At 62.4% G+C, this 24,191-nt stretch carries 19 protein-coding genes and 1 pseudogene; 9 read left to right on the forward strand and 11 right to left on the reverse strand.

Annotated elements, in window-relative coordinates:
• Positions 1 to 187: 187 nt before the first annotated feature.
• The 4 genes from HUU96_RS01200 to HUU96_RS01215 are packed head-to-tail and all read right to left on the reverse strand — an operon-like array spanning position 188 to position 3,931.
• Positions 188 to 2,596, reverse strand: a complete 2,409-nt coding sequence (locus HUU96_RS01200; protein WP_174291041.1) for a VirB4 family type IV secretion/conjugal transfer ATPase — start codon at positions 2,594 to 2,596, stop codon at positions 188 to 190.
• Complete coding sequence (locus tag HUU96_RS01205) at positions 2,593 to 2,931, reverse strand: type IV secretion system protein VirB3 (protein ID WP_438827050.1); 339 nt, start codon at positions 2,929 to 2,931, stop codon at positions 2,593 to 2,595. Before HUU96_RS01205 ends, HUU96_RS01200 begins: the two co-directional genes overlap by 4 nt.
• Positions 2,928 to 3,230, reverse strand: a complete 303-nt coding sequence (locus HUU96_RS01210; RefSeq protein ID WP_174291042.1) for a TrbC/VirB2 family protein — start codon at positions 3,228 to 3,230, stop codon at positions 2,928 to 2,930. Before HUU96_RS01210 ends, HUU96_RS01205 begins: the two co-directional genes overlap by 4 nt.
• The gene (locus HUU96_RS01215) at positions 3,227 to 3,931 is read right to left on the reverse strand and encodes a lytic transglycosylase domain-containing protein (protein ID WP_174291043.1); all 705 of its coding nucleotides are present in this window, start codon (positions 3,929 to 3,931) and stop codon (positions 3,227 to 3,229) included. Before HUU96_RS01215 ends, HUU96_RS01210 begins: the two co-directional genes overlap by 4 nt.
• Positions 3,932 to 4,536: 605 nt before the next feature.
• Between HUU96_RS01215 and repC the strand changes: the two genes are divergently transcribed.
• From repC to HUU96_RS01240, 5 genes are all read left to right on the forward strand, one after another.
• Positions 4,537 to 5,889 carry a plasmid replication protein RepC gene (repC, locus tag HUU96_RS01220; protein WP_174291044.1) on the forward strand — a complete coding sequence of 451 codons (1,353 nt, stop codon included), beginning with the start codon at positions 4,537 to 4,539 and terminating at the stop codon, positions 5,887 to 5,889.
• Positions 5,890 to 5,892: 3 nt separating this feature from the next.
• Complete coding sequence (locus HUU96_RS01225) at positions 5,893 to 7,017, forward strand: replication initiator protein A (RefSeq protein WP_254604842.1); 1,125 nt, start codon at positions 5,893 to 5,895, stop codon at positions 7,015 to 7,017.
• 26 nt (positions 7,018 to 7,043) lie between these two features.
• A complete protein-coding gene (locus HUU96_RS01230) occupies positions 7,044 to 7,463 on the forward strand; it encodes a hypothetical protein (protein ID WP_174291045.1) in 420 nt (139 codons plus the stop codon).
• Positions 7,464 to 7,754: 291 nt separating this feature from the next.
• Entirely contained in the window at positions 7,755 to 8,048 is a 294-nt protein-coding gene (locus HUU96_RS01235; protein ID WP_174291046.1) for a DUF736 domain-containing protein, read from the forward strand.
• A 300-nt stretch (positions 8,049 to 8,348) separates the two neighbouring features.
• Positions 8,349 to 8,510: a hypothetical protein gene (locus HUU96_RS01240; protein ID WP_174291047.1), complete on the forward strand. Its 162-nt coding sequence runs from the start codon at positions 8,349 to 8,351 to the stop codon at positions 8,508 to 8,510.
• 231 nt (positions 8,511 to 8,741) lie between these two features.
• On the opposite strand, the gene HUU96_RS01245 is transcribed toward HUU96_RS01240, so the two are convergent.
• A complete protein-coding gene (locus HUU96_RS01245) occupies positions 8,742 to 10,253 on the reverse strand; it encodes an ATP-binding protein (RefSeq protein WP_174291048.1) in 1,512 nt (503 codons plus the stop codon).
• Position 10,254: 1 nt separating this feature from the next.
• Positions 10,255 to 11,547 carry a DNA cytosine methyltransferase gene (locus HUU96_RS01250; protein WP_174291049.1) on the reverse strand — a complete coding sequence of 431 codons (1,293 nt, stop codon included), beginning with the start codon at positions 11,545 to 11,547 and terminating at the stop codon, positions 10,255 to 10,257.
• A 185-nt stretch (positions 11,548 to 11,732) separates the two neighbouring features.
• Here HUU96_RS01250 and HUU96_RS01255 point away from each other — a divergent pair, with 185 nt between their 5' ends.
• The 3 genes from HUU96_RS01255 to HUU96_RS01265 are packed head-to-tail and all read left to right on the forward strand — an operon-like array spanning position 11,733 to position 17,396.
• Positions 11,733 to 13,520 carry a DUF262 domain-containing protein gene (locus HUU96_RS01255; RefSeq protein ID WP_174291050.1) on the forward strand — a complete coding sequence of 596 codons (1,788 nt, stop codon included), beginning with the start codon at positions 11,733 to 11,735 and terminating at the stop codon, positions 13,518 to 13,520.
• Positions 13,513 to 16,335 (forward strand): Z1 domain-containing protein, encoded by a 2,823-nt coding sequence (locus HUU96_RS01260; protein WP_174291051.1) that lies wholly within the window; start codon positions 13,513 to 13,515, stop codon positions 16,333 to 16,335. Before HUU96_RS01255 ends, HUU96_RS01260 begins: the two co-directional genes overlap by 8 nt.
• Entirely contained in the window at positions 16,332 to 17,396 is a 1,065-nt protein-coding gene (locus HUU96_RS01265) for a PD-(D/E)XK motif protein (protein WP_174291052.1), read from the forward strand. The genes HUU96_RS01260 and HUU96_RS01265 overlap by 4 nt, the downstream gene beginning before the upstream one ends.
• A gap of 43 nt (positions 17,397 to 17,439) precedes the next feature.
• Here HUU96_RS01265 and HUU96_RS01270 read toward each other — a convergent pair whose 3' ends face one another.
• Complete coding sequence (locus tag HUU96_RS01270; RefSeq protein WP_174291053.1) at positions 17,440 to 18,003, reverse strand: recombinase family protein; 564 nt, start codon at positions 18,001 to 18,003, stop codon at positions 17,440 to 17,442.
• A 254-nt stretch (positions 18,004 to 18,257) separates the two neighbouring features.
• Here HUU96_RS01270 and HUU96_RS01275 point away from each other — a divergent pair, with 254 nt between their 5' ends.
• Positions 18,258 to 19,520 (forward strand): ABC transporter transmembrane domain-containing protein, encoded by a 1,263-nt coding sequence (locus tag HUU96_RS01275; protein WP_174291054.1) that lies wholly within the window; start codon positions 18,258 to 18,260, stop codon positions 19,518 to 19,520.
• 19 nt (positions 19,521 to 19,539) lie between these two features.
• Here HUU96_RS01275 and HUU96_RS15020 read toward each other — a convergent pair.
• From HUU96_RS15020 to HUU96_RS01290, 4 genes and pseudogenes are all read right to left on the reverse strand, one after another.
• Positions 19,540 to 21,900, reverse strand: a pseudogene (locus tag HUU96_RS15020) (matrixin family metalloprotease); the annotation flags it as partial.
• Between the two features lie 928 nt (positions 21,901 to 22,828).
• On the reverse strand, positions 22,829 to 23,431 hold the full coding sequence (locus tag HUU96_RS01280; RefSeq protein ID WP_174291055.1) for an SOS response-associated peptidase: 603 nt from the start codon (positions 23,429 to 23,431) through the stop codon (positions 22,829 to 22,831).
• A 12-nt stretch (positions 23,432 to 23,443) separates the two neighbouring features.
• A complete protein-coding gene (locus HUU96_RS01285) occupies positions 23,444 to 23,782 on the reverse strand; it encodes a hypothetical protein (RefSeq protein ID WP_174291056.1) in 339 nt (112 codons plus the stop codon).
• Positions 23,779 to 24,084 carry a hypothetical protein gene (locus HUU96_RS01290; protein WP_174291057.1) on the reverse strand — a complete coding sequence of 102 codons (306 nt, stop codon included), beginning with the start codon at positions 24,082 to 24,084 and terminating at the stop codon, positions 23,779 to 23,781. Before HUU96_RS01290 ends, HUU96_RS01285 begins: the two co-directional genes overlap by 4 nt.
• Positions 24,085 to 24,191 lie beyond the last annotated feature (107 nt).

The following is a 24,191-nucleotide window of genomic DNA, read 5'->3' on the forward strand; positions in this document are numbered from 1 at the left end:
GCATCGACGGCCTGGTTATAGGCCTTGGTGACGACGGTGAGCTGCTCCTGTGCCGCCCTTAACTGTTGGACGATCTGGGCGTAATTCTTGACGTCGAACACGGCCATCTGCGCCGCCGCGGGCGTCGAGACCGCCAGCGCCAGCACCGAACTCGCAAGCATCATCAGCGTGCGCATCGCATCTCTCCTCATCGCAGCCCCCGCCGCCTTTCGTGGAACGCGGGCAGCCAATCGTTCGGATCGTCGCCAAGTTCGGCGCGCAGCTCGTCGACCAGGCCGACGGTCGATGCGCGGCCCGACAGGATCGCGAGCATGTCGTCCATCCCGTCGAGATTGAGCTTCACGACGATCGAATCCTGCCCCTGCTTGATGAGGAACTGGCGCGATTCCGGCACCAGCTCGTAGCGGATCAGGCGATATTCCTTGGCCGTCAGCCCAAGCCCGACGCGGTAATCCTGTTCGTCGGCGCGGGGGTTGGGAAACAATATCCATGTCGGCGTCTGACCGATGATGCTGCTCGCGATCGGCGAGCGCAGCGCGTGCTCCGGGTTCTGCGTGGCGAAGATCAGGAAGGCGTTGGCCTTGCGCCACGTCAGCAGTGCGTTCTCGATATAGCCGGCGAACTGCGGATCGCCGAGCGCCTTCCAGAACTCGTCGATGACGACGACCAGACGCTCCTTGCGCGCCAGCAAGGCGTCGATCCGCTCGAACATATACATCATGATCGGGGTGCGGACTTCGGCATTGTCGAGGAAGTCGGTCATGTCGAAGCCGACGAAGCGTCCTTCGAGGCTCACCAGATCCTCTTCATTGTCGAACACCCACCCGAGCGCCCCGCCCCGCGCCCAGCGCTCGAGACGAGCACCGATGCCCTCGGCGTCGCGGAAGCCGAGCACCTCGCGCAGCTCGCCGAACGTGCGGAGCGCGACCGGAAGCCGGCCCAGTGCCACCAGCCCCTCGTCGATCAATCTTTCCTCGCCGACGGTGAGCGGCTTGCCGTCCTGCCTGACGAGCTGGCGGACGAAGCGACCGAGGAAGGCGCGATAGTGCGCCGAGTAATCGCCTCCCTTGAGCGGCGCGAAGCCGGTCGGATGCCCGTTCTTCAACGCCAGGTAGGTGCCGCCCGAGGCGCGGATATAGATTTCGGCGCCGCGATCCTTGTCGACGAAGATCTGCCGCGCGCCGGTTTTCTCGGTCATCGCCATCAACGCATTGAGGCCGACCGTCTTGCCCGATCCGGTCGGACCGATGACGCCGGTGAAGCCGACGTCCTGAACGTGGAAGCTGAAATAATAGGAGGACAGCGCCGTGGTCTGGAACATCATCACCGCCGGCCCCCAATGGTTGCCGTCCGCTTTCCCCGCCGGATAGGTGTGGAAGGGCGAGAGCGCCGCGAAATTGCGCGACGTGACCATCGCCGGCCGCGCCCGCCAGCGGCTGTTGCCGGGAAGCTGCGCCCACCAGGCGGCTTCGTTCGCGCTTTCTTCGCGGACCGCGACCAGGCCCGCGTCGGCAAGCAGGCTGCGCGCGCCCGACAAATTGTCGTTGAGCTCGCGCACCGTGTCGCCAAACACGGCAAGGCTGAAATGATGCTCGCCCATCACGAAGTGGTTGTTGGCGAGTTCGTCCGCGGCTTCGTCGAGCGCGTCGGCGGCGCTGCGCGCATCGTCGTCGGTGGAGATGAGCTGGCGCCGGCGCTTGCGCACGCGATCGGCGCTGTCGGCGCGTGCCATGGGGGCCCAGCTCTGCGTGATGCAGCACCGGTAGTTCGCGCTCAGCAGCGCATCGAGCTGGCCCGGCCGCGTTGCGGCGGGATACTCGCGGATACCGAAAATGCCGAAAAACCGGCTGCGATCGTGCGCGCGGACCTCGCCCAGCTCGCGACCGAAAATGAGACGATCGCCGTAGAGCGCCGAGCCGAGATGGCCGCGAACCAACGGTACGCGGCGACGGCGGCCCATCAGGATCAGCTCGAAGACCTCCAGCGGCTCCGAGAATGTCAGGTCGTTATGGTCGTATAGGGTCAGCCGGCGCGGCGTGAAGCGGCCGAGCAGCTTGATCGTCTCGCCGACGCGCTCGTTGAACCTCTGCAGCCGCTCGGTTTCGACGTCGACGCGCGGACCGACCTTTTCCCGCTTGGAGAAGAGTCCACCGAGCGCCACCGCGATCTTGTCGGCGGCACCCACCGCCGGCTTCTCGACGATCGACAGGTAAAGCTCGTTGATGAAGCCATGCTCGCCCGCGGTGCGGCGGCGATACGCGGTGTCGAAATCGCGGGCGAAGTCTGAGCGGAACTCGCCGGCGGGATAGGCATCGCTGCGCTCGCGGATCGTATGCGTGATCCACTCGACCCGCTCGTCCGACAGGTTGCGCAGCGTGCTGTTGATCTTCTCGTGCATCCCGTTGAGATCGCTCTGGTCGAGCGTCTCGAACGAAGCGCCCTGAAGCTGCACCACCGCGATCAACGAACCGCCGTCGGTGACGATCGTGCCGGCATCGGCGTGCCGGGCGTAAGGCAGGAAGTCGGCCGGCTCCTTTTCCCGGCGCGCGATCGCGAACGGGGTGCTGCCCGGAGTGCCCAGCTTTTCCGCCCTCACCAGCCGAAGCCCTTGCGCCTGAGCGGCGCCACGGGCAGCGGCGAGTAGGAGCTGCCGCCCCACCAACGCCGGTCGCGGTTGGTCCACTTGGTGCGCAACGCCAGATTGAGCAGCCGGAACGCATTCGGCTCATGCCGCACGATCAGCCTGGCGGCGCCGAACCCGACGATCGCCACGGCGAGCGCGTAGAGCGGATTGGTGAGGAGAAGCACCAGGACGCCGGCCATCGCCAAGGGGACGGCCGCGTCGAGCGGGACGCCGAGCCACATCGGCGGTCGACTGAGCGCCAGATAGATCGGCTCGACGATCAAGGGTTCGTCCGCCCGCACCGTCACCCGCCGGTGATTTGCGTGAGCACCCAGGAGGCACCGAAGATCAGGCAGATGCCGCCGATAACGGCGACCAGCGGTCCGGCGCTCGCGCGACCGGAAAAGAACCTGTAGCCGCAGACCGCCACGGCGATGACGGCGACGCTCTTGGCGACGCTGCCGGTCAGCCAGCTCTTGATATTGTCGACGAACCCCTGGATGTCCGTGCTCTGCGCCATCGCAGGGCTTGAGAGGGTCGTGGCGGCGACGATCGCCAGCGCCCAAAATGCCGGGCTACGCAGCGCGCTATGCCGTGAGCTGTTCATTGCGACTTCTCCTTGCGATCGATTGCCCCCGCGCCCGCCGGGCTGTTTCCGAACACCATGACGTTGGCGGGATTGCCGAACGCGACCCACGGCGGCGTCGCCGCCGGCCGCTCGGCCGTGTCGATCGCCGGCGGCCGCACCACCGCTGGCGAGGCAACTGGGACCACGCCGATGTCGACGATCGGGTCGATTGACGCGAGATCCGCGGCGACCCGAGCCGTTCGGCCGAGCTGGGGAACGATGGCCGCCGCGGCGCGATAGACGCGGCCGACATAGCCGTTTCCGAACCCGCGCCACGAATTGCCGGTGTTGTAGATCGACAGCATCGCCGCGAGTGACCGCTGCGAAGGGCCGGCGCCGGCGACCTTGCGGTAGCTCCGCTCCATCAGGTCGCCGGCAGCCGCCATGTTGCGACAGGCATCGAACGCGCCGGAGACGCTCAGGCCGAGGCGCGGCGCGGTCCGCGAGTTGATCTGGCCGATCCCCATGTCGATGCTGTGACCGCGCGCGATCAGGGCTTCCGCCGTCTCGACTGCCTCGAGCCGTGATCGCGGGTGGAACCGCCGTCCGGTCGTGTTGTCTCCGATCGCAAGCGTGTCGAGCCGGCTTTCGTGATAGGCAACGGAGAGCAAGGTCTCCTTCGCGACCCGCGGCGCGCACCGGTCAGCGAGGTTGGCAGCGATGGCGAGCGACAGGATCACGGCGCCCCCACCGCCGTTTCCGGTGGTGTCCGGCGGCTTAGGACAGCCAAACCGGCAGTCGCCTGCATCCTACTGATCTCCAAAGCCATTCAGGCTATATCAGGGATAGGACGGTGAGTGCGCCTGGGCGCGTCCAGATGGTTCGGATCTCGGTCTAGATCGCACGACAGTCGAGACGATCTGCCCGAAAGCACGAGTCCCGGCGTGATCGCCGCTGGAGGGCAGGCCGGACGTTCTGCTCGAAAGCACGAACATTTCCTTGGCATTCTGCCCGATAGCACGAGCATCGGCAGGCGTCGGACCCCTGCCCCACCGGTAACAATCAGCGTGCGCGATATCCCTCGATTCGGCCCGCCAGGTCCGGCGCGAAGCGAAAGCGTCGCGCCGTCGGTCGAGCACGCACGTCTCGTCGGCGCCACGATGTGCAGGGAGATGCCGTGCTGACATGAAAAACCCGGCGCGAGGCCGGGCTTTTCGGGGTGCCCACTAGGAGCGAGGTTGCAGTCACTCCCTAGCGAAATCCCCTAAAATCCGCAAGCGAGATGCGCAATTCGCGCGATGACGCGGTGTGTCTGCACGGGCTCCGAAGGGGGAGTTACCGAACGATGACCTATGCCTCTCAACCCGGAGCGGGCTTCCGCCGCTTCGACGGTGCCGCAGCCGACGCCGAGCGGTTCGCCCAGGCATTCTGCGGCTTGCCCGACGGCAACGGCCCGGGGCAGGCGCTCGCCGCCTTCAAGCGGGCGGCAGCCTATCTCGCTGTTCCTCCCAGCGTCGTGCAGTTGGTCGACGTGCTGTTCGCATGGACAAAGCCCGAGGATTGGCGATCGGCTTCGACCCCGATCGTATGGCCGCGCAACGACAAGCTCGCCCGCAAACTGGGGTTGAAGGTCAGGCAGGTGCAGAACCTGCTCGATCGGGCGATCGCGCTTCGGCTTATCAGCCATAAGGACAGTCCCAACGGGCACCGGGGAGGTGCGCGCGGGGCCGACGGCACGATCAAATGGGCTTACGGCATCGTTCTCAGTCCGATTGGCGCGCGCATCGAGGAGTTCAGGGCGATTGCCGAGCGTGGTGCGCGCGAGGATGCTGAGATAGACTCGCTGAAGCGTCGCCTTGCAGCGGCGAGGCGACGCACTTCTAGCCTCGCGCAGGCGGCCATCGACGGCGTGATCGAGGGCACCGAGGCTGACCAGGAGCTAGCGCTGGCACAGAGCGCAACGCGCCAGATGCGCAATGTCCGCGACATCCCGCTGCTGAGCGGTTGCGTCGAGCAGATCGAGCAGCGCGGCCGAGCCTTGGAGGCCCGGATTACGGCTGCCTTGCAGGAGCGCGAAGCGCTCAATCATTCACATGGAACGAATAGAAGTGCATCCTCGGATGTTGGCGATTGCACCCACTCTACAACTACAACCGAACCCCAAACTGCTAAAGCAGTTACCCGTAGTGGCTTGGCGGAAAGAAGTAGTGGGGATTACGATGTGAGGTCGGTGCTGCCGCAATCCGAGGTGGAGGAAGACCTGGCGAACCATGGCGTCGATCCGGACTTCATCGGATCGGTCGTCCCGGAATTGTGCGGTTCCCTCGATCTGGGCCGCCGAGGCTGGGGTGAGCTGGTCCATCTGGCCGAGAGGCTGGCCGATCAGCACCAGATCCATCGCCACGCCTGGAACGAGGCCTGTCGGGTCATGGGCCAGCGCGGCGCCGCCGCATCGGTCATCGCCACCGTTCGCAAATATCAGGCCGGCGAGGTCGAGAAGCCTGGAGCCTATCTTCGCGGCATGAGCGGCCGCGCAGCCAAGGGCGAGCTCAATCTCGGGCGGACATTCCACGGTCTAAAGGATCTTCGCCAGGCCGGCGCGATGAAGGCGATGCAGGCGGGCGGCGATCCCCGCTCGTTCGGCCAGATCGCCAGGGGGCTTTCCCGGCAGTTCGTGCTTTCGGGCAGATCGTCATGATCCATGGGAAGCACGGCAACCGGATCCTCCACCGGGGACGATCTGCCCGAAAGCACGAGCCAGCCGCCGCCTGTCCGCTGCGCGCAAAGCACGAAACTAGGGTTCTCGGCCGGATATGCCGCTGAAGACTCGTGCTTTCGGGCAGATCGTCCTCTCGAGCACTGTCTCATCGCCCAAAGCGCGCTATGGTCAGCGTTGCGAAATCTAAGGGCCGAGGGGACCGGCATGGCGAGCAAACCATCCATCATCGTGCGGCAGGGCAACCTGTTCGAGCCCGATAGCCCGCTTCACGGCAAGGTCCGCGGCGAGCGTAGCGTGATGGATTTCCCTTTCTTCGCCTTGTCGAAGGTCGCCGTCCAGAAGCCGGTCGAATATAAGATCGGGAAGCTGAGCATCCAGATCAGGCCGAGTGCCACTGGCGTCGCCACCATGTACGACAAGGAAGTCATCCTCTACGTTGCGTCGTTGATGGCCCAGGCTATCCAGCGCGGCGAGAAGGTCGAGCAGAACTTCAGCTTCACCGCACACGACTTCTTCCGGGTGACTGGCGTCTCGCGCCCGTCCAAGCGCGATTATCAGCGATTCACCGATGCGCTCGAGCGGCTGCAGGGAACGCAGATCAAGACCAACATCCAGACCGGGTCGCAGATCGACAAGGGATGGTTCTCATGGCTGTCGGAAGCCGCCGCCAGCTATGTCGAGATGCCCAACGGCGACCAGCAGATGCGGATCGTCCAGGTCCGGCTGTGCCAATGGCTGTTCCGCGCAATCCAGCGCGACGGTCACATCTACCACTACCATCACGACTATTTCCGGCTCGGCACGATCGAGCGGCGCCTCTACGAGATCGCGCACTGCCACTGCGAGGGCGAAGCGGTGGAGATGCCGATCGAGATGCTTTCCCTCAAAGTTGGATCGACCGCCTCCCTTTCCAAGTTCAAGCAGCATCTGAAGGCGGTCGAAGCGAGCGACGACCTGCCGGAGTATAAGGTCGCGCTGAAGGACGTGATACCGAGCGAGACCCGGCTCGATACGCGCGGGCGCCGCATGACGAAGCCCGACACCGTGGTGGTCCTGACACCACGCCATCGGCCAACCGGTGCTCTCCTCGAGGCCGCCGCCGCATAGTCGCCGGGCGGCGCTGAGCTCGGACGATGCTGGCCTGCCTCATTCTTGGTGACAGCATCGCCGCTGACACGGCCAGGGCTCTTCGTGCCGCGCTCGAAGACCGCTGCGCGGTGGTGGCGCAGAAAGGCCTCGGCACTGCCGCGATCGCCGCGATGGCTCCGGCATCGTCCTATTATACCGCCGTGTCGGCCGGTTCGAACGACGCGGGCAGCGCCGACCTACCGAAGCGCCTTGTGCAGCTCCGCCTCGGTGTTGACGCACGGTACGTGCTGTGGATCCTGCCATACGATCGTCGAGTTGCTGAGTTCGTCCGATGGACAGCCGCTCGGTTCAACGACAACGTGGTGGACCTGGCGGTGCTGGCAACCCGAGACGGGATCCATCCGGCTTCTTACCGCGAACTGGCGATCGCCGTTCGCCGGGGAGGATATGCGGGCGCGCGGTGACGTGGCGCGATAGGCATCGATCAGGAAGCTATCGTTCTCCAGCTTCCCCGCGACCGGGTGGCCTCTCATCGGCTTGATCTAACCGGAGGGCGGCTTCGCCTCGATCGACTAGCTGCAAGCGGCAGGTCGACCTATTTTCCGCCGCCTGCGGCTTTGCATCGCGAACCAAAATAGGCCTTCCTGCCCCTCCTCCGCTGCGCTCTGGCCGTAAGCGGTGCATCGCCGATCGCCTCCGGCCCTTGATCGCCATCGAGGCCGCGACGGACGCGGATCGAAGCAAGGAGACCAGACATGGCTACCATCGGCACCTTCATCGCGACCGACGACGGTTTCACCGGCACGCTCGCCACCCTCACCATCAAGGCAAAGGTCAAGATCGTCCGCGTCCAGAAGGACAGCGACAAGGCTCCCGACGCCAGGGTCTATGCCGGGACCACCGAGCTCGGCGCCGCCTGGTCGAAAACCTCGCGCGAGGACCGGTCGTACATGGCGGTGAAGCTCGACGATCCCAGCTTTCCCGCCCCGATCTACGCCAACCTGGTCGAGGCCGAGGAGGGCAGCTTCAACCTCATCTGGTCCCGCTGAGGTGGACCGCCGGCCGGGTGATCCCGGCCGGCAACCTCATGCTGATGATGAGCCGATCGAAAGAGGGTGTCGCCGGCGCCGGGAGCGAGCTACCATCGCCAGACCCGTGGAGACACGGGCGGTGCCTGAAAACGCCGAAGAGCAAGAGCCGGTTCGAGTCGACCGGGTGGCGGACGCGTATGTCCAAGCCACTCGGCCAAAGGCGTTCGCGCCTAGCTTGCTCTAGGTTTTCAGCACCCGGTTCCGAAGCGACGACGCGCCCTGCGGGCGTGTCGCCGGCTTCGAAGGGGAGCAACTGATATGAACGACGAAGCCTCCACACTGCCGGCGCGCGACATCGCCATCACGCTTATGAGGAGTGCGCTTGCGTTGCTCGATCACGCCGGAGAGGCCGAGTCCGCTGCGGCGCTCCAGAATGCCGTAGACATCGCGGAGGAGGAACAAGCTTCCAAGCCGACTTGAGAAGCACGGAAGCCACCCTGTGTCCGATAGCTGCTGTTCTCGGAATTCGTGAGCCCGCCTATTGTCGAGTGTTAATCTAGATGACTTCGTGCCGCCCCGCGCGCCAGTTGATAATTATGAAGAGATGGGGATGCACTCGACCTACTAGCCACTACCCCTATCTAATCCAATCTCCCATCTTTAGCCATACATCTACTTTTGGGGGTTTCAGTCTAACGTGCCGCCTTCAGCTTATTCCTGATCAGCAAGGCCTAGCAGCATAAGCTCGTTCAGCGAACTTCTGATGCGCCCAGCAAATCGCACGCCATCGCCCTGCGCAATGGCCTCGGAGATGGCTAGGCCGACCGCGAGCCTCACCACGCCCTCGTTAATACGCCCACCATCGATCACGAACCCTTGTGTGAACGGATGTTGCGTGGAGAGCCGAACCTCAAGCGCGCGCATTCCGCTGCCATCTCCGGGCAAGGCGCTGACATCCATCCAACTCTCATCGCCCCCCTCGTCATCCAGGGTGATCGTAATTTCCCAGCGCTCGCTACCGAACGTCATGCTCAAATGACGCCAATGCGGATTGCTGTCCTTCGCAAGGCGCGTGACGATACGAGCGCTGCCAGGCTGCCGGGGCGTTGCCGCTGATGGCTCGAAGCGCGCCTTCGGCGCGAACGGCACGACTTCGGCCGATACGATCTCGGGCTCGCCCGAACGCCAGTTATGAGCCTGCTCAAGCATGGGCGTGGCACCGCTGGTGAGCGCATCCTTGAGCTTCTGAAGCAGTTCGTCCTCCGCCTCGTCCCACCGGATCCCGTCCTTGGTATGGCTCACGCTGAAACCGATCAGCGTCAGTTCGCCAAAGAGACGTTGAAACACGAACGAGTTTGACGCTCCAAAGATCTCGCGCGGACGATAGGGCTCGTCAGCACTACCCTCGATCACCCTGCCACGGCGCAGCAGCGCGAATCCCGCCCGAGTCGTAGAGCCTTTCGCGCGCAGCGCGACCCAGCCCTCAGCCCGACGACCACCTTCGAGCGCCAGCTTTACGGGAAGGCGCCACTGCCTCGCAGCGCCTGAAGGATCGCGCCAATAGGGAGCGGTCAGCACCTCTGGCTGCTCGAAGGTTAGCCTCTCGCCGTTAAGCGTGATGACCACATCGCCGCGCGCAATGTAACTGCGATAGAGACTGGAGAGATGGTCCTTGATCTTGCCAAGCGTCCGGCTTTTTGGCGCTCGGCGAATGTCGTAGAGCGTTACCTCGGTAAAATGGCTGTCGCGCGGCGCGGCGGCGCTCACCACGGACAGTTCCTCAATGGTGTCCGCGACGATCGACGCGATGTCGAACGATACTGCCCGCTCAACCGGCTCACCCAACGCCGATGTGCGGATGGTCCAGCGCGGCGCCAGCCAGGCCGAGGCGCTCTTCATGCCCATACCGAATTCAGAGAGGCCGCTCGCGTCGAGCGGCGCCTCGGCTGGCCGGAACGCTCGGCCATAGGCCTCTCGCGATATGCCTGCGGCGTTATCGCGCACGACGATAATCCCTCGCTCACCGTCTATATCGATGTCGATTGCGAGCTTCCAACCCTTGCCTTCGATCTTGCGCAGCGCGGCCCGCGAGCTCTCGTAGGACTGGATCGCGTTGTCGACAAACTCGGCAAGCGCGTACCACGGCTTGTAGTTCAGGTGTGGCAGCACCGTCAGCAGGCTCACGCCCGGGCGAATGCTCACACTTTTAAGATCTTCGATCATCCTAGCCGTTCGCGACGAGAGAGAGGTGAGGCGCATAGCCGACAAGCTGCCGGGCGACCAGCTCGACCATCTTGGCGTTGACTGCATTCCCAAGCGCGCGGGTGGTGCCGGTGAAGGTGCGCGGGAGCGCCTCCAAACCGCCCATGTCCTGAAGCTGAGCGCATTCGCGTGCAGTCATGTATCGGCGCTCCCAGCCAATGATCGGCACCTGTGACGTGCTGGACGCGATGAGAGCCGGGGCGGTCCGTGGCGACTTGGCGCGGATGCCTGATCCGCGCATCTGGATGACGGTGTCCCAGAGGCTATCGGTATCCGCCTCGAAGTTCCACTCGAACTTTTGGTAGCTGTGCTCAAAGCCCCGAAGCTGTCTCAGCCAGGGATCAATCCAGCTTCGATGCTCGCGATAGAACTGGCGATTGAGGTCGATGAACCCCTTTTTCCAGCCAGGGAACGGCTTCGTGCCGCGGGCGTACGGAGGAAGCGCGGCTTCAAGCTCCACCGCGTCAAGGCCTGCCAGCAGCGCCCCAAAACTGCCTCGGCCAACTCGCGCCGCGGCCGGGACGGCCAGAGGTGGGGCTGCCAGATAAGGATACGTCGCTCCAAACTCGGCCGCCCAGATCGGAAAATGAGGCTTCCGAGCGTTCTTTGGATATAGCCGGACGAATTCCGCCCACACCTCGATCGCGCGCTCGATCTTTGGCGAGATCGACGTGCCTGCCTCTGCCGGATCCAGCACGGAACGGATGCTCGTCGGCACGTCGGACGGCTCGGGCCAGGTGAAGCTGACATGCGGGTCGCGCGCTGCGACGATGAACAGGCGCTCTCGTATCTGCGGGATGCCGAAGCGATGCGGAGAGAGGACTATCTTCTGAACGAACGGATAGCCTGCGTGCCGAAGCTCCCGATCGAGCCAGCGCCATGTGCGTCCATTGTCGTGGCGCTCGAAGTTCGCCACGTTCTCGAGGATCACGAATCGCGGGCGCCGCGCCCTGATCCAATCAACCACCACGCCCGCCAGATCGCCATTCCGCTCGCAGTCGAGGCCAGCTTGCGTTCCTGCTTTGGAAAAGGGCTGACAGGGGAAGCCGCCGCAAAGCAGATCGAAGTCGGGCACGCCGCGAGGATCGATCGCTCGAATGTCGCCATGAGGCTCGATCCCGAAGTTGCGGGCGTAAATATCGCGCAGTTCTGGATCGATCTCGGAAGCAAGCACGCAATCGTGGCCAAGCCTGCCAACGCCAAGGTGAAATCCTCCAAGCCCAGCGAACAGGTCCACGAACCTGAGCTTGTCCATTCATTATCCCCAGATTGTCGGCGCGTCGTGCGCCTCCCGACGCTCTGGCTAACACCTTCTAAGGCCGCCGTCAGCCGTCACGTGCGACGGATCGGTAGGTTCGGCGCAATCTTTAGGTTGCGCTCCAAATGCCTGCGCGGCACCAGTGCTGCGCGGCGGCGTCAGCCAACGCTTGGGAGGGGCAGTTGGACGAGATCGAATACGGCGACATCGCGAGGATGCTTAGCAACCTTTCTCGGCGGCCTCAGTTGCCCGCGAACGTCAAAGCTCAGGCTCCAGGCGAGTTCGAGCCCGAGGATGTCGGGTTCGAGGACAATAGCTGGCTCGCGCGGGTCGCTGATGTGCAGGGCTGGCTGCGGCTTGAGGACTCGCTTGACCGCGACGCGGATGCGCCGATCCAGGCCAAGGTGCTGTTCGATCAGCTGGCGACTGATGCCGAGACGCTGCTCTACAGCGTCAGCGACGGCGTGGTCTTGATGACCGAGGCGGGTGTCCAGTTGATCGAGGTGCTGGCCGCGCGGGCTGACGAGCGTAGCCAGCAGTTCACCGAGGCGGTTGACGAGGGCGCCACGCGCGCGCTCGCCTCAAGCGAGTGGGAGGCGGCCTGGGACGAGCCCGAGCCAAGCGAGCCGCCGAACATCAAGGCCACTGTCGCGACCTGGTCGATTGTCGAGTTCACCGACCGGGCGATGGAGAACGATCTCGATCTGAACCCATCCTATCAGCGCGAGTATGTCTGGTCGAACCCAGACTCCCAGAAGCTGATCGAGTCCGTGCTTCGTGGCATCCCGCTGCCATCGATCATCCTAGCCAGCATGAGCGGCGAGCAGAAGTTCCAGATCGTCGACGGCAAGCAGCGGCTGACGTCGATCCTGCGATTCGTGGGAGCGCATCCCGCCGCCATCGCGTTCGCCAAGGAGCGCAACGACCTTGACCTCTTTCGCACGAGCTTCCGCAAGTTCGCGCGGAAGCATCAACTCACGACCGAGGACATCCGCAAGAACTACCTGCCCTTCAAAACCGGCACGTTCGACAAGAAGGATCCCCTGCATGCACTATCTGGAAAATATTATGACGAACTGAAGGAGGTGCAGACCTCGATCGGCGGCAAGCCGACCTCGGTGCGGCTCCTGTTCGCCTCGAGCGCGCCCGAGTACCGCATCCCGATCCTCAAATATGAGGACACCGATGTTCGCGACATCCACAAGGTCTTCACGATCTACAACAAGCAAGGTGTCAAGCTGAACGCGGAGGAGATCCGAAACGCAGTCTATAACCATCTCAAGATCGTCCAGCTAATGCTCTTCGTGGGCGGCGACCGGAACGAGCCGGCCATGGCGGAGTACGCGGTGGCGGCGGGTATCAATCCCAGCTTCGCCCACACCGTTATCACCGACATGGGGTTCAGCATCGCGCGGTTTCGCAGGACGAAGATCTTGCTGTGGACGCTCGCCACGCTGCTGCACTCGACCGTGTCGCGCGGCCAGTTGCGTGCCCCCTCAACCGCCTCGCATATCGACGCCTTCCTCGACACGATCGATCCTAAACTTCAGCGGCTGCGCTCGATTCAGGTGCTCACCGAGCTTGCCCGATCGCTGGTCGACGCGATCGAACTGCACGCGCGTGCCCAACAGGCCTGGCACCCGAGATTTCGGAGCAAGAAGGAAGCGAGTAAGTGGGAGGAGCTTGGCGCGGTCGCAAGCATCGGAGCCTGCTTCCTTGTCGTGCTGCTCGGCAAGCAAGACCTGCTCATGGAGAGGCGTGCCGCCGTGCGCGAGGTCACCAGCGCCAAGAAGGGCCCGGACAGCACGCAAAACAAGACCCAATGGAAGCACATCGCGGACTCGCTGCTGAGCATCCTGGAGGCTCTCGATATCACCGTGGATCAGGCGAGAGCCGTCCTCGAAGAGCGCTTCGGCACCTCGGCTATCGACGGCTTGGTCGAGTTGCGCGCGCTTCCGGTTGATGCCTGAACCCTCGTTGTCCAACGTGGTCACCGTCGTGCCCGCTCGAGAGGCGGTCGAGGAGCTTGACGCCCAGCCGACGGGCTGGTGGGAAGGCTACAAGCGCAACGCGTCGCACCAGCTTTCCAGCACCGCGCTCGAGGTGCTGGAGGCTGACGCCCGCTATATCGTCACGAACGCGGCGCCTGGATACGACCACGGCTTTGACGCGGCGGCTTGGCCCGACGACGGGGTCCGGACGGGGATGGTCATCGGCTCGGTCCAGTCGGGCAAGACCGCGAGCATGCTTGGCGTGGCGAGCATGGCCCTCGATCGTGGTGTCGACATCGTGGTGCTCCTCGCTGGCACCCGCGTTGGACTGTGGCTTCAGACCTACCAGCGGGCGCTCGCACAACTCGACGGATCGACGCTAGAAACTGCCTACCTGCGTGATGATCAGCGCCTGCTGGTGCCACTACCCGAGGATGTCCTCGGCGCGCAGCGCTTCGGTCCGACTAGCTACCTGAAGCCATCGCAAGCGATGCTGGCAGTCAAGAACCGTCGCCCGATTGTGATTGTCGTGCCCAAGCTCGATGAGCATCTGAATCACCTGGCCCGCATGCTCGCATCCGTGCTGCCCGAGCCGATCCTCGAGGCGCGCGGTCGACCAACCACCATGCTCGTCCTTGATGACGAGGCGGATGACGCCTCGGTCCTTGACAGCGCCGCGTCCGACAAGATTACCCCGCGCTTCATCGCCGCGCTGTGGAGCGGAAGCCATCGCAGTTCGGCAAGCCGTCATCCCAAGCTGCTGGCGAGCTACGTCGCCTACACGGCCACGCCTCAGGCGAACTATCTTCAGGAATCACATAATCCGCTGGCGCCTCGGCAGTTCAGCGCCGCGCTACGCGTTCCAGGGTCAATTGGGGAGCTTTCGCCCCGTCAGCTCACCTATCAGGAACCTCGCGGGCTCCCCGGATACTATTGCGGCGGTGATCTCTACTACGAGACGCTTGCCGCGCTGCCTGGGCCGCTGGCGGTCGCCACCCCGTTTCCAGTCCAGAAAGCCGGCGAGAGCGATCAAGACTTCGGACAACGAGTCGCCGCGACGCGCTGGGACATGATCTCCGACGCGATGCGATACTACCTTGTGGCGGGAGCGGCCCGGCTCCTTGCCGACGGGAAGCGGCTATCTGCAGCTCGAGCGGGACCGTTCTCCTCTAGGCCGGACGTCGACGCGGTGCTGCCTCGTCCTCACACCATGATGTTCCATCCGTCTGCTCGAAAGGACGCGCACTTTCTCGCAGCGGAGGAGTTGGCGCGCTGGTCGCTAGCTCTGCCTGGCCAGGAGGACGAGGTCACGCTGCCGGAGGACGAGCATGGGGAGCCGGACGTTCGCCTGTCTGCGAAAGGACTGGTCCGTCGGCTGAGCGCCGAAGAGGATCGTTGGCGGTCCTGCCTCGCGAGCTTCGAGGAGACTAGGCTCGCGCTTGCGGGACTTCCCCACGGCTCATTTTCATCGATTGGTGTGGACCGATGGCAGGAGGTGCGCAGCCTTCTCGAGGACGAGGTCTTTCCAAACGTCGAATTGCGTGTCCTCAACAGCGATCCTGCGGCCGACGATCGCCCGAGCTTCGAGCCGAGGCATGACGAAGCGGGCTGGCACGCGCCTGAGGACGTCTTCACGATCTTCGTCGCGGGCAACATTCTATCCCGCGGCCTTACCGTCGAGGGCCTGACAACCAGCTTGTTCCTGCGCAGCAGCAACGAGCCTGCCGCCGACACGCAGATGCAGATGCAGCGCTGGTTCGGATACCGGGGCGCTCATCTGCCATTCTGCCGGGTCTTCCTGCCCTCAGATCAGCTCGGCCTGTTCAAGCAGTACAATCAACGCGACCGAGCCTTGAAGTCGCTGGTCCTGCGGCGGATGGCCATGAAGGATCTCGACGACGACGCCGGCACCTTGGTTCTGGAAGGCGAGAGCTTCATCGCGACGAGCAAGATCGAGACCCGGAAGGTGCCGCTCAGCCCCGGGCCGAGCCCTCAAATCCGGCTGGTCGAGCGTCTCGATCCAACGCTTGCCGACAACAACGCGTCGATCGTCCGCACCGCGCTCGCCATCGGAAGCTGGGCGAGCATCGATCCAGCCCGAGACGTTGGGATGATCCGTGAGGAGACGATCGGCGCGTCCGAGCTCGCCGACATTCTGGATCAGCTTCGCTATTCACGCCATGATCCCGACCTGAATGACGAGCTGAGCCGACGCTGGGTGAGCCTGCAGCATTCACTTGGCGTCGAAGAGCCGCTGTTTCGGCCGCCGGGTCTCTCGCCGAAGCCCTACGCCGTTCGGCCGCAGGGTTGTCCTTACGCCATCGCCGCGTACCTGCGCCTTTGGAACGCGCTCGCCCAGGGCCGCCACGCTCCTGGCTTCCACGCCACCGACAAGCCTGACCTGCCCTGGTCTCAGCTTGACGCGCGTCAGATCCCCCGCTTCCATATCGCGATCCGCTCGGGACCCGATCCAGCTTCGGACGACCTGCTTCGAGAGCTGGGCATCGGCGCGATGGAACGCGGCCTAGGCCCGCTTGATCAGCTCAACACCCTGTGGGGCAGCCGAGGCTATGGCCATGGCGGATACCACGGCGATCAGCTGATCGATTACCACTTCCACAAGAAGGTTCCGGTTCCCCGCCTCCAAGGTGGGCAAAGCTGGCGCCCCCGCGGTCACCCAGGACTCGTACTCTTCCACATCATCAAGGACCCTGACGGCGGTGAGGACCTGGTCGCGCTAGGACTCGGTCTTCCGCATGGCGGCCCCGACCATATCGCGGCGCTGCGTCGATGACCTCGACCGGCCATTTCCCACCATCCTTCGAGCAGCTTCGAGATCAGCTCGCGCTGCTTGTCGTGCCCGACGGCGAGGCGCGGCAGCTGATCTGGGTCATTCCGGAGCAGCTGGGTGCGGCCGCCGCGGCGGGCGGCGCGTACGAGATATTCATCCTGGGCGGCCCGCTGATCGCAGCCTCGCCGATCGTCGCGGGCAATCTGTTGCATGATCGCTGGGAGCCAAGTGGCGGCGGTCCGGCCTTCGAGGCGAGCCGCGTGCTTCTCGGCGCCGCTAATCACTTCGCGGCTGTGGCAGCCTTGATCGCGACCGAGTTGGCGAGGCTCGACCTGTCGAGCGACACAGAGGCTCAGCGTTCATTTGCCAGCGTCGAGCCTATCATCGAGCTGGCCATTCGCCGCGCGACGCTGTCGAACGAGGTAATGCTCGGCCTTATCGCTGAGCTGCACGTGCTGCGCGTCGTCTTGCTGGCAGCACCATCCGATACACGCGCGGCGGCGCTGCTGGCTTGGCGAGGCTGGGCTCCTGGACGCGACTTCGTCTTCGGTGGAAATGGCGTGGAGGTGAAGGCGACGGTCGGCGCGATGTCGCGGCACGCCTTCAGCGGCATTCATCAGCTTGAGGCGCAGGATCTAGGGGACGGCAAGAAGGAGACGCTGCATCTGCTCAGCATTGGACTTCAACCGGCTACAAGCGGTGGTCCAAGCCTTCCGGAACTGATCGACGACCTCCTGACCTTGCTGAGCGGCTGCGAGGACGGAGGAGGAGCCCACGCGCAGCTTCTGAAGATGATCGCCAGCTATGGCGGAGGGGACGCACCAAGATACGACCACTTAGCGATGCGTGGCTGGAGCGTGTATCAGCAGCGATATGGGATCACCTTTGCTCGGCTATATGACGTCGAGGATCAGGAAGTGCGCCTGCTCGACCGAGGTTTAGTCGAGCAAACCTTTGTCGTTCCCGAGAGCGTCAAATTTGAGGTTCTGCTGCCGTCGCAGCTCTCTGCCTTTAATCCAGCTGAGAATTGGCAGCAGGAGCTTGCGGCGATGGTCCGCGGATGAGCGAGGAGCGGGCGAACACACTCCTGCCGAAAAGCGGAGGCTGCTACGCGGATCCTTGTTCCGCCTGTTTCGGAATGAAACGATAGACGGTGCCGCGCGATATACCGAGCTGCCGTGCGATGTGTGCAGGCTTCATGCCATCCGCCGCGAGCTTGCGGACAGCGTCCGGGTCGATGCGCGCCTTCCCTCCCTTGTAGGCACCTCTCGCCTTCGCAGCCTCAATGCCTTCTGTCTGTCGTTCCCTGCGTAGGTTCGTCTCGAACTCCGCGAACACGCCAAGCATATCAAGGAATGCCTTGCCGGCCGCGGTGCCGGTATCGATCGGCTGCTCGGTAGCTTTCAGAGCAACCCCCCTGCCCTTCAACTCATAGACGATGTCCTGCAGATCCTTCATCGACCGGGCGAGCCGATCAATACGCGTGACGACCAAGGTGTCGCCGTTACGAAGGAAGTCGAGCAAGACCTTTAGCTCGGTGCGTGATCCGCGTTCGGTGCCAGACTTTTTCTCGGAACGGATCGTCTGACAACCCGCGGCGCGCAGCGCAGCTTCCTGGATGCCGAGGTCCTGTTCTGAGGTCGATACACGTGCGTAACCAAAAAGTGACATCAGGACCTCATCTGTTCGATCAGCTTCTAGACCCTATGCGCGGAGTGTTCAATCTCCCTGATCTCGACCCTGATCGAACGCAAAAGGTGTATCAAGCGACGTGCTCTGCCAGGGTATACCGTTAATGGACACCCATTCCATAAGGGCGAAGATGACAGCATATTCACCCGCGCTATGTTTCTGCGGTGTCGTTTCAATGCTAGGCATCTGGAAGGGTGCGGTGAAGGTAAAAAAAGACTGTTTCGGGGAATAGTGTGAACGAGAGCGGCGCACAGGAGATTCACCTAGATACGGCAGCAGCGGCCCTTGCCTTTCTTATGCGGCTTCTGGGCATTCCGGCCGAAGCGGCAGAACTTCTTCATCAAAGCGGCAAGCCATCCCTTGACGAAAACGACTTGATCCGCGCGAGCCGGCAGTTTCCGGTTAAAGCTCGGTTGATTACTTCCGACCATCAACGGCTAGCAACGACACCCACACCGGCGCTTGCTCGTTTGAAGACCGGTGCCTGGGTCATTCTTGGAGGGGTCAACGACCGCAAGGCATTAATCCAAGATCCACGACGTTCGCAGGCCGACGCGATGGACTTGGCCGAATTCCTCGCGCTCTGGGATCGACGGCTGCTTCTCGTATCAAGACGCGCAGGAGCCGGAGAGATCAATGCGCGCTTTGGCATTGGTTGGTTCGTTGCCGCCATGAGAAAATACCGACGTCCAATCACAGAGGTTATGATCGCGTCCTTTTTCGTGCAGCTGTTCGGGCTCCTGACACCACTTTTCTTTCAAGTGATAATCGACAAGGTTTTCGTCCATCGCGGGTTGTCCACTCTCGAAGTGCTCGCATTGGGCATGGGCGTTCTTTCGGTCTTTGAAGTGGTACTGACCGCAGTTCGCACGTGGCTCTTATCGCATACGTCGAATCGCATCGATGTCGAATTGGGTGCGCGCCTTTTTCGTCATCTTTTTGCCCTGCCGATGGCCTATTTTCAAGCAAGGCGCGTCGGTGACACCGTAGTTCGCGTTCGCGAACTGGACAACATCCGCCAGTTTTTGACCTCCCAAGCACTTACTCTCGTGCTGGATCTGCTATTTGCCATCCTCTTCTTGGGCGTACTCTTCATTTACAGCCGGCTTCTCACGCTCATCGTCGCCCTGGCGCTTCCTTGCTACGTGCTGTTGAGCTTGGGCCTCACCCCCGCCTTTCGCGAACGGTTGCAGGAGCGGTTCCGTCGGGGTTCGGAGAACCAGTCCTTCCTAGTCGAAGCTGTCTCAGGTGTCGAAACGCTGAAGGCCATGGCCATCGAGCCCGTGATGCAACGCCGCTGGGAGGAACAGCTCGCATCGTATTATTCCATCGCCGCATCACCATTGCTCAGCAGGCAGGCACGGCGATGGCTGGTTCGAGTGTTTTGGCGTAGATGCCGGCGCTCATTGTGCTGGTGCCGGCGGCTGACTGGTGGGCGGAGAAGCTGGCCATGGCCTGCGCCATGGCGGTGGTGTCGGCGCCGGCCGCGGGGCTGACCTGGGGGTAGAGGATCGCGATCTCCTGGAGGTCGCTGGCGCTGAGCGTGGTGTTGCCGGAGCCGAGCTCGGGGAACATGATCGAGTTGATCTTTGAGCTCTCGGCCATGCCCAGCGTATGGCCGATCTCGTGCAGGACGAGCTGCTCGAGCGTCGTGGTCGATCCGCTGTAACTATAGGCCCCTGTCGCATCGGCAACCAGCGCGTCCTCGCCCGGATCTTCCAGCCGGATGGTCGCGCCCTGGATGAGGCCGCCCCGCGTCGTGGTGTTCGTGTAACCCAGCGCGCCGCTGTCGGTGGGATCGAGATCCCCCCAGCCGACGGTGATGTCGGACTTCGCGCCGGCCGCGACCTCCTTGAAGGTGATCCCCGAGGCCGCCGCCCAGGTCTGGAAGGCCTGCGCCACGGCAGCCTGGTATTGCGTCTGAACAGCGCCGCTGATCGCGTCGGCGCCCGAGGTCGCGCTGTCGGCGAAGCTCCAGCTGATCGTCGTCCTGCCCCATCGGGCGGTGTTGATCGCCGACGGCTGCGCCATGCCCGGGGTGGTCGCGGCCGCGATCGCCTGCGACGCCTTGGACCAGGCAATCGACGCCGCGCTGACCGCCTTGGCATTGCCCTGGCTCTGGTCGAAGCTGCTCACCGTGTTGGTCCTATTCTGGCGCGAGGCGTCGTCGAAGCCCCACGAGCCGGAATAGCCGCTGCCGCCGCTGCCGCCGCTGCCGCCGCCCGTATCACCCGTGCCACTCCAGCCATCACCGCTACCAGAGCCGTAAACCCTGTCATCGTCGCCATAGGTCATGTCATCGCTGCCCTCATCGGTGACCGTGGCCCCATCGGCATAGATGCTATTATTGCTGCCATAATCGACGATGTAATCGCCGCTCTGACCGACGATGGTCTCGTCGTTGCCGTAGATATAGTCGGTCTGGTTGGCGCCCAAGGTGTACTGGTCGCCCGACCACGAGCCACTATAGATCGAATCGTTCGACCCATTGACGGTGATCGACTGGTTGCTGGAACCAGCGTTGACCTGGCCGTCGACGAGTGTCGCGAGGTTGCCGTTACCCTCGAATCCCGCGACCCCGCCTGTCACTCCCGCCGCATCTTGGACCGTGATGCCCGATCCCCACACCGTCGAATACGTGCTCGACGAGTCAAAGATCACCGTGCCGCCATTGATGAACACGTTATCGTTATTCGCGCCGCCGCCGCCGTTCGTGTCGAGCGTGACCGTATTGCCGTCAGATGCAGAGACAGTATTGCCGTTGCCAGAAACATTGTCCCCGGTCGAGCCTGACCCAATAGAGATCGAGTTAAAGTCGCCGTTCGTACTTACCGAGCCAGCACTGACAGCCATATTGACCGACGACCCAAAGACAGTCAAAGAAGACGAAGTGTCGGTAGCGCTGCAGGATGCGGCGAAGGAGCCGCTGGCGGTAAATGAACTTACTGGTCCGTTCGGGGTCGAGCAAAGAACTGTAACATTTTGGGCGGTACCCGATTCTGTGTCGACCTGGCTTCCATTGCCAAGGTCAAAGCTAACATTTGTATTGTTGCCACCGGCGTTGATGGTTACGCCTTCCCCAACACTAGCATTGACATTTGTAAGATTTGTAAAGTTAGCCGTGTCGCCACCCTGGGTAATATTCCCGTTACTATCGGTATGCACAGTTATGTTGACATTAATAGGGTTCAAACTCTCTTGCTGAACCGCTGTATTGAAGGCATTTGATCTAGTTGTCCCTCCGGCTGCCGCTCCAGCGGCTGTAGAGGAAAACCAGTTTTGAAGATTATCGTGCGCTGATTGATTTGAATTCCATGTAACCGTGCCGGCGCTATTAGAGACAGTCTGCCCACCTAGAAAATTATCTAGAGTCCCGTTTTGAACATTAGTACTGAACTGATTAGAGATGTCGTACAGTCGCTGAATAGCTGTTGGATCGGATAAAAGCTGCGATTTTATGGCATCCGATGCATTATCAACCTCACTTTGCACGTCATTCTGGATAAGGTTTTCCCAGGTGTTTTGTAGGTTAGCATTGACTTGTTGACCAGATTGAGTGCTAAGGGCGTTCTGTAATTGAGTGTCCAATGATTGAAGAGTCGAACTACTTAAATTGTTGACTTTCAATTCGTTGATTTGTTGCGAAGTAAAACCTAGCTGCGACAGCGCTGGTGCTGCCAAAGGGTTATTGGCAACATCGTATTGGTAAAGACCCCACGAGTAGGATCCTGAGCCGGCATCAGCAAAATTGGTTAAATTGTTCTCGTTGTTGCCATCTTCCGTGTGAAACACGGTATTACGAGCACTCGAGGTTTGATTATTTAGTGTGTCTTGGCTGAGGTCGACATTTGCGCTGTTAGGATCGGGCACTTTCATTCCTCCCAGGTTTGATCGCTTTTTTACGAGAGGGCCAATCGGCCCAAATCTTGTGAGCCTCTTCTTTATTTTTCTCGCCGTAAAGTCCTGGATCGGACGGAGACGTCACTCCTACGGTCGCCAGATCCCAGACCGCGATCGATCCTATCTTGGAATCCAGAGACCTAGAGCGCGGAAAGCGCTCCGTCGTTACGTCACAAATATACGGGGGTTCGGCGGTGCCAACTTGAATAGCGGATGGCTGTGGCTCCGATCTCTCATCGTCGAGGTATAATCGGATGAGCCCCACTGCAGAACCAGACACGATGACAGACGAAGACCCAGAGGAGCTTGGCCCAATCATCTGTCTGGATTGTAACAGTTCAAAATGACGATTGACTTTATCAGTCTTTACTTGAAGCGATAGTCGCTTACCCTGCCAATCTAGGCACAGCACGACTCTTCGAATTCCATCGCTTACGCACTCAAAGAGAGGTTCACGTGGTGCTGGACAAGCCTGACCAGGGACGGCCTTGCTATCACTTGCAGGATTTGCATAGCTAGAGGACGGACATAAAAGCAATATGATTACGGAAAGTAACAGCCCCTTTTGGGAAAGCCCAACCTTCATGCTCATGTTGCCTTGTCCAAGCGTCGACCTATTGACGCCATAAAATATCCCTACGCGCGGGAAACGATGCCTGCGACGTTGGGTTCCTGTTCAATTCAACCTTATCTAACTTTTCATTAATCCTTCATGCCGTACATGACGGCTCGATTAGCTTGGCTGATTGGGGCAATCCCCTTTGGCGTCCTACCGATTTCTAAGTCACTTTGAGCACGACTTCTCGGCCTTTGGGCAAAGAGCAGAGATGTTAAAAGTTGAGGTAGCGGAGAGAGGGCTCGGCCAGATCACGTCCTGTCATCCGAACAACTGACGCGCTTCTCGCTAACGAACAGCAAGGAGCTGCCACGGAAAGGCGCAGGCGAGTGGAAGAGCATCGTCGATTGGCGCGTTAAGCGATCGATCGAAATCCTCTTCGTGGAGTATCACGGGCATCGCCTTGGGATGTATCGCGCCGACGATGTGACCGGCGGGATCGCCGTCATACCCACACGTCAGGAACGCGTAGGACGCCCCCTCCCCCACCGGCCGCCAGACGCCGGCGAATGCGAAGATCGGTCGCGACGGCACTGCGAACCAATGCTTCGTTTTCTTGCCGGTCGCGGGGTCCGGCTCGACCGACCATTCCTGAAACTCCGTCACCGGGACCAGGCACCGGCGATCCGGCTTGCTGAGCGCGGTGCGCCAGAACGGACTCGTATAGTTCCGCACGTTGACCACTAGCGGCTTCACGCCTGGAGGTGGCGGGAACCCCCAGTTCATCACGCCGAGCTGGCGGGCGCCGTCGACCTCGCGGACGACATAACCGGGCTTCGACGGCGAGACATAATCCTTCTCGACCGTCAGCTCGCTCCGCCAGTCGTCGCTCGACTGGAAATAGGCGTTGAAGTCGGCGCGGCTGACCTTGATGTTATAGAGGTTGCACATCGGGCGATCCGATCACGAGCGGTAGCGCGATACAAGCCTCTTCCATTCGCGTTCGTCCGGATAGGGCGGCTGCGGCCCTTCGGGCCGGTCGCGGCCGACCTCGATCGTAGGCTCCGAACGATGACCGGTTTCCCGACAGGCCGAGCAGGCGAACCGGCGTGCCGCCCCCGACAGATCGTGGGGCCAGCCGCGTTGTTGGAACAGCCACCAGACCGGAATCGCATCGAGGACGCGCACCAAACGGCAGCGCTGACAGGTAAGCCGCAGGCTCCGGCGATGCAGCGCGCATTGCTCGATCGTCCGCAACGCGCGGCCGATGTGATCGCGATCGTCAACCTGCCCGATCGTCACGAGGCACCCCGTTTCGGGGGCGGCGCATCCTCGAAACGCCCCGCCAGTCGCAATTGACGGACAATGCCGTTGAACGCCGCGGTCGTTCCCTGGGCCCGGCCGATCTCGTTGTCCTGGCCCGCCGCATCCCAGAACAGCTCCAGCGGCCAGCGTTCGGGGCAATGGGCGAGCAGGCAGCGCAGCGCCAGGCGCACCTCGACGACATCGACCTTGACGCTATCGGCGCGGATCATCGCGCCGCGCAGGACGTGGAGAGACAGGCCGATGACGATCCGCTGGTGGCGAGGCAGGGCATCCGCCACCGATCAGCGGAAATCACGGGTCTTCACCCGAACGACGGCTTCGGGGTCCATACCCTCGGCGTGCGGCGGCCAATAACTATCGCGCGGTCGCCAGCCGGGATCGTCGC

This window comes from Sphingomonas bacterium, from assembly GCF_903644135.1.
Lineage (GTDB): Bacteria > Pseudomonadota > Alphaproteobacteria > Sphingomonadales > Sphingomonadaceae > Sphingomonas.

What these genes read in the sequence shown, in the direction of transcription:
- HUU96_RS01210 (WP_174291042.1), bottom strand. Translation starts at nt 3,230, where the DNA reads ATGAACAGCTCACGGCATAGCGCGCTGCGTAGCCCGGCATTTTGGGCG.
- repC (WP_174291044.1), top strand. Translation starts at nt 4,537, where the DNA reads ATGACCTATGCCTCTCAACCCGGAGCGGGCTTCCGCCGCTTCGACGGT.
- HUU96_RS01225 (WP_254604842.1), top strand. Translation starts at nt 5,893, where the DNA reads ATGGGAAGCACGGCAACCGGATCCTCCACCGGGGACGATCTGCCCGAA.
- HUU96_RS01230 (WP_174291045.1), top strand. Translation starts at nt 7,044, where the DNA reads ATGCTGGCCTGCCTCATTCTTGGTGACAGCATCGCCGCTGACACGGCC.
- HUU96_RS01235 (WP_174291046.1), top strand. Translation starts at nt 7,755, where the DNA reads ATGGCTACCATCGGCACCTTCATCGCGACCGACGACGGTTTCACCGGC.
- HUU96_RS01240 (WP_174291047.1), top strand. Translation starts at nt 8,349, where the DNA reads ATGAACGACGAAGCCTCCACACTGCCGGCGCGCGACATCGCCATCACG.
- HUU96_RS01245 (WP_174291048.1), bottom strand. Translation starts at nt 10,253, where the DNA reads ATGATCGAAGATCTTAAAAGTGTGAGCATTCGCCCGGGCGTGAGCCTG.
- HUU96_RS01250 (WP_174291049.1), bottom strand. Translation starts at nt 11,547, where the DNA reads ATGGACAAGCTCAGGTTCGTGGACCTGTTCGCTGGGCTTGGAGGATTT.
- HUU96_RS01260 (WP_174291051.1), top strand. Translation starts at nt 13,513, where the DNA reads ATGCCTGAACCCTCGTTGTCCAACGTGGTCACCGTCGTGCCCGCTCGA.
- HUU96_RS01265 (WP_174291052.1), top strand. Translation starts at nt 16,332, where the DNA reads ATGACCTCGACCGGCCATTTCCCACCATCCTTCGAGCAGCTTCGAGAT.
- HUU96_RS01270 (WP_174291053.1), bottom strand. Translation starts at nt 18,003, where the DNA reads ATGTCACTTTTTGGTTACGCACGTGTATCGACCTCAGAACAGGACCTC.
- HUU96_RS01280 (WP_174291055.1), bottom strand. Translation starts at nt 23,431, where the DNA reads ATGTGCAACCTCTATAACATCAAGGTCAGCCGCGCCGACTTCAACGCC.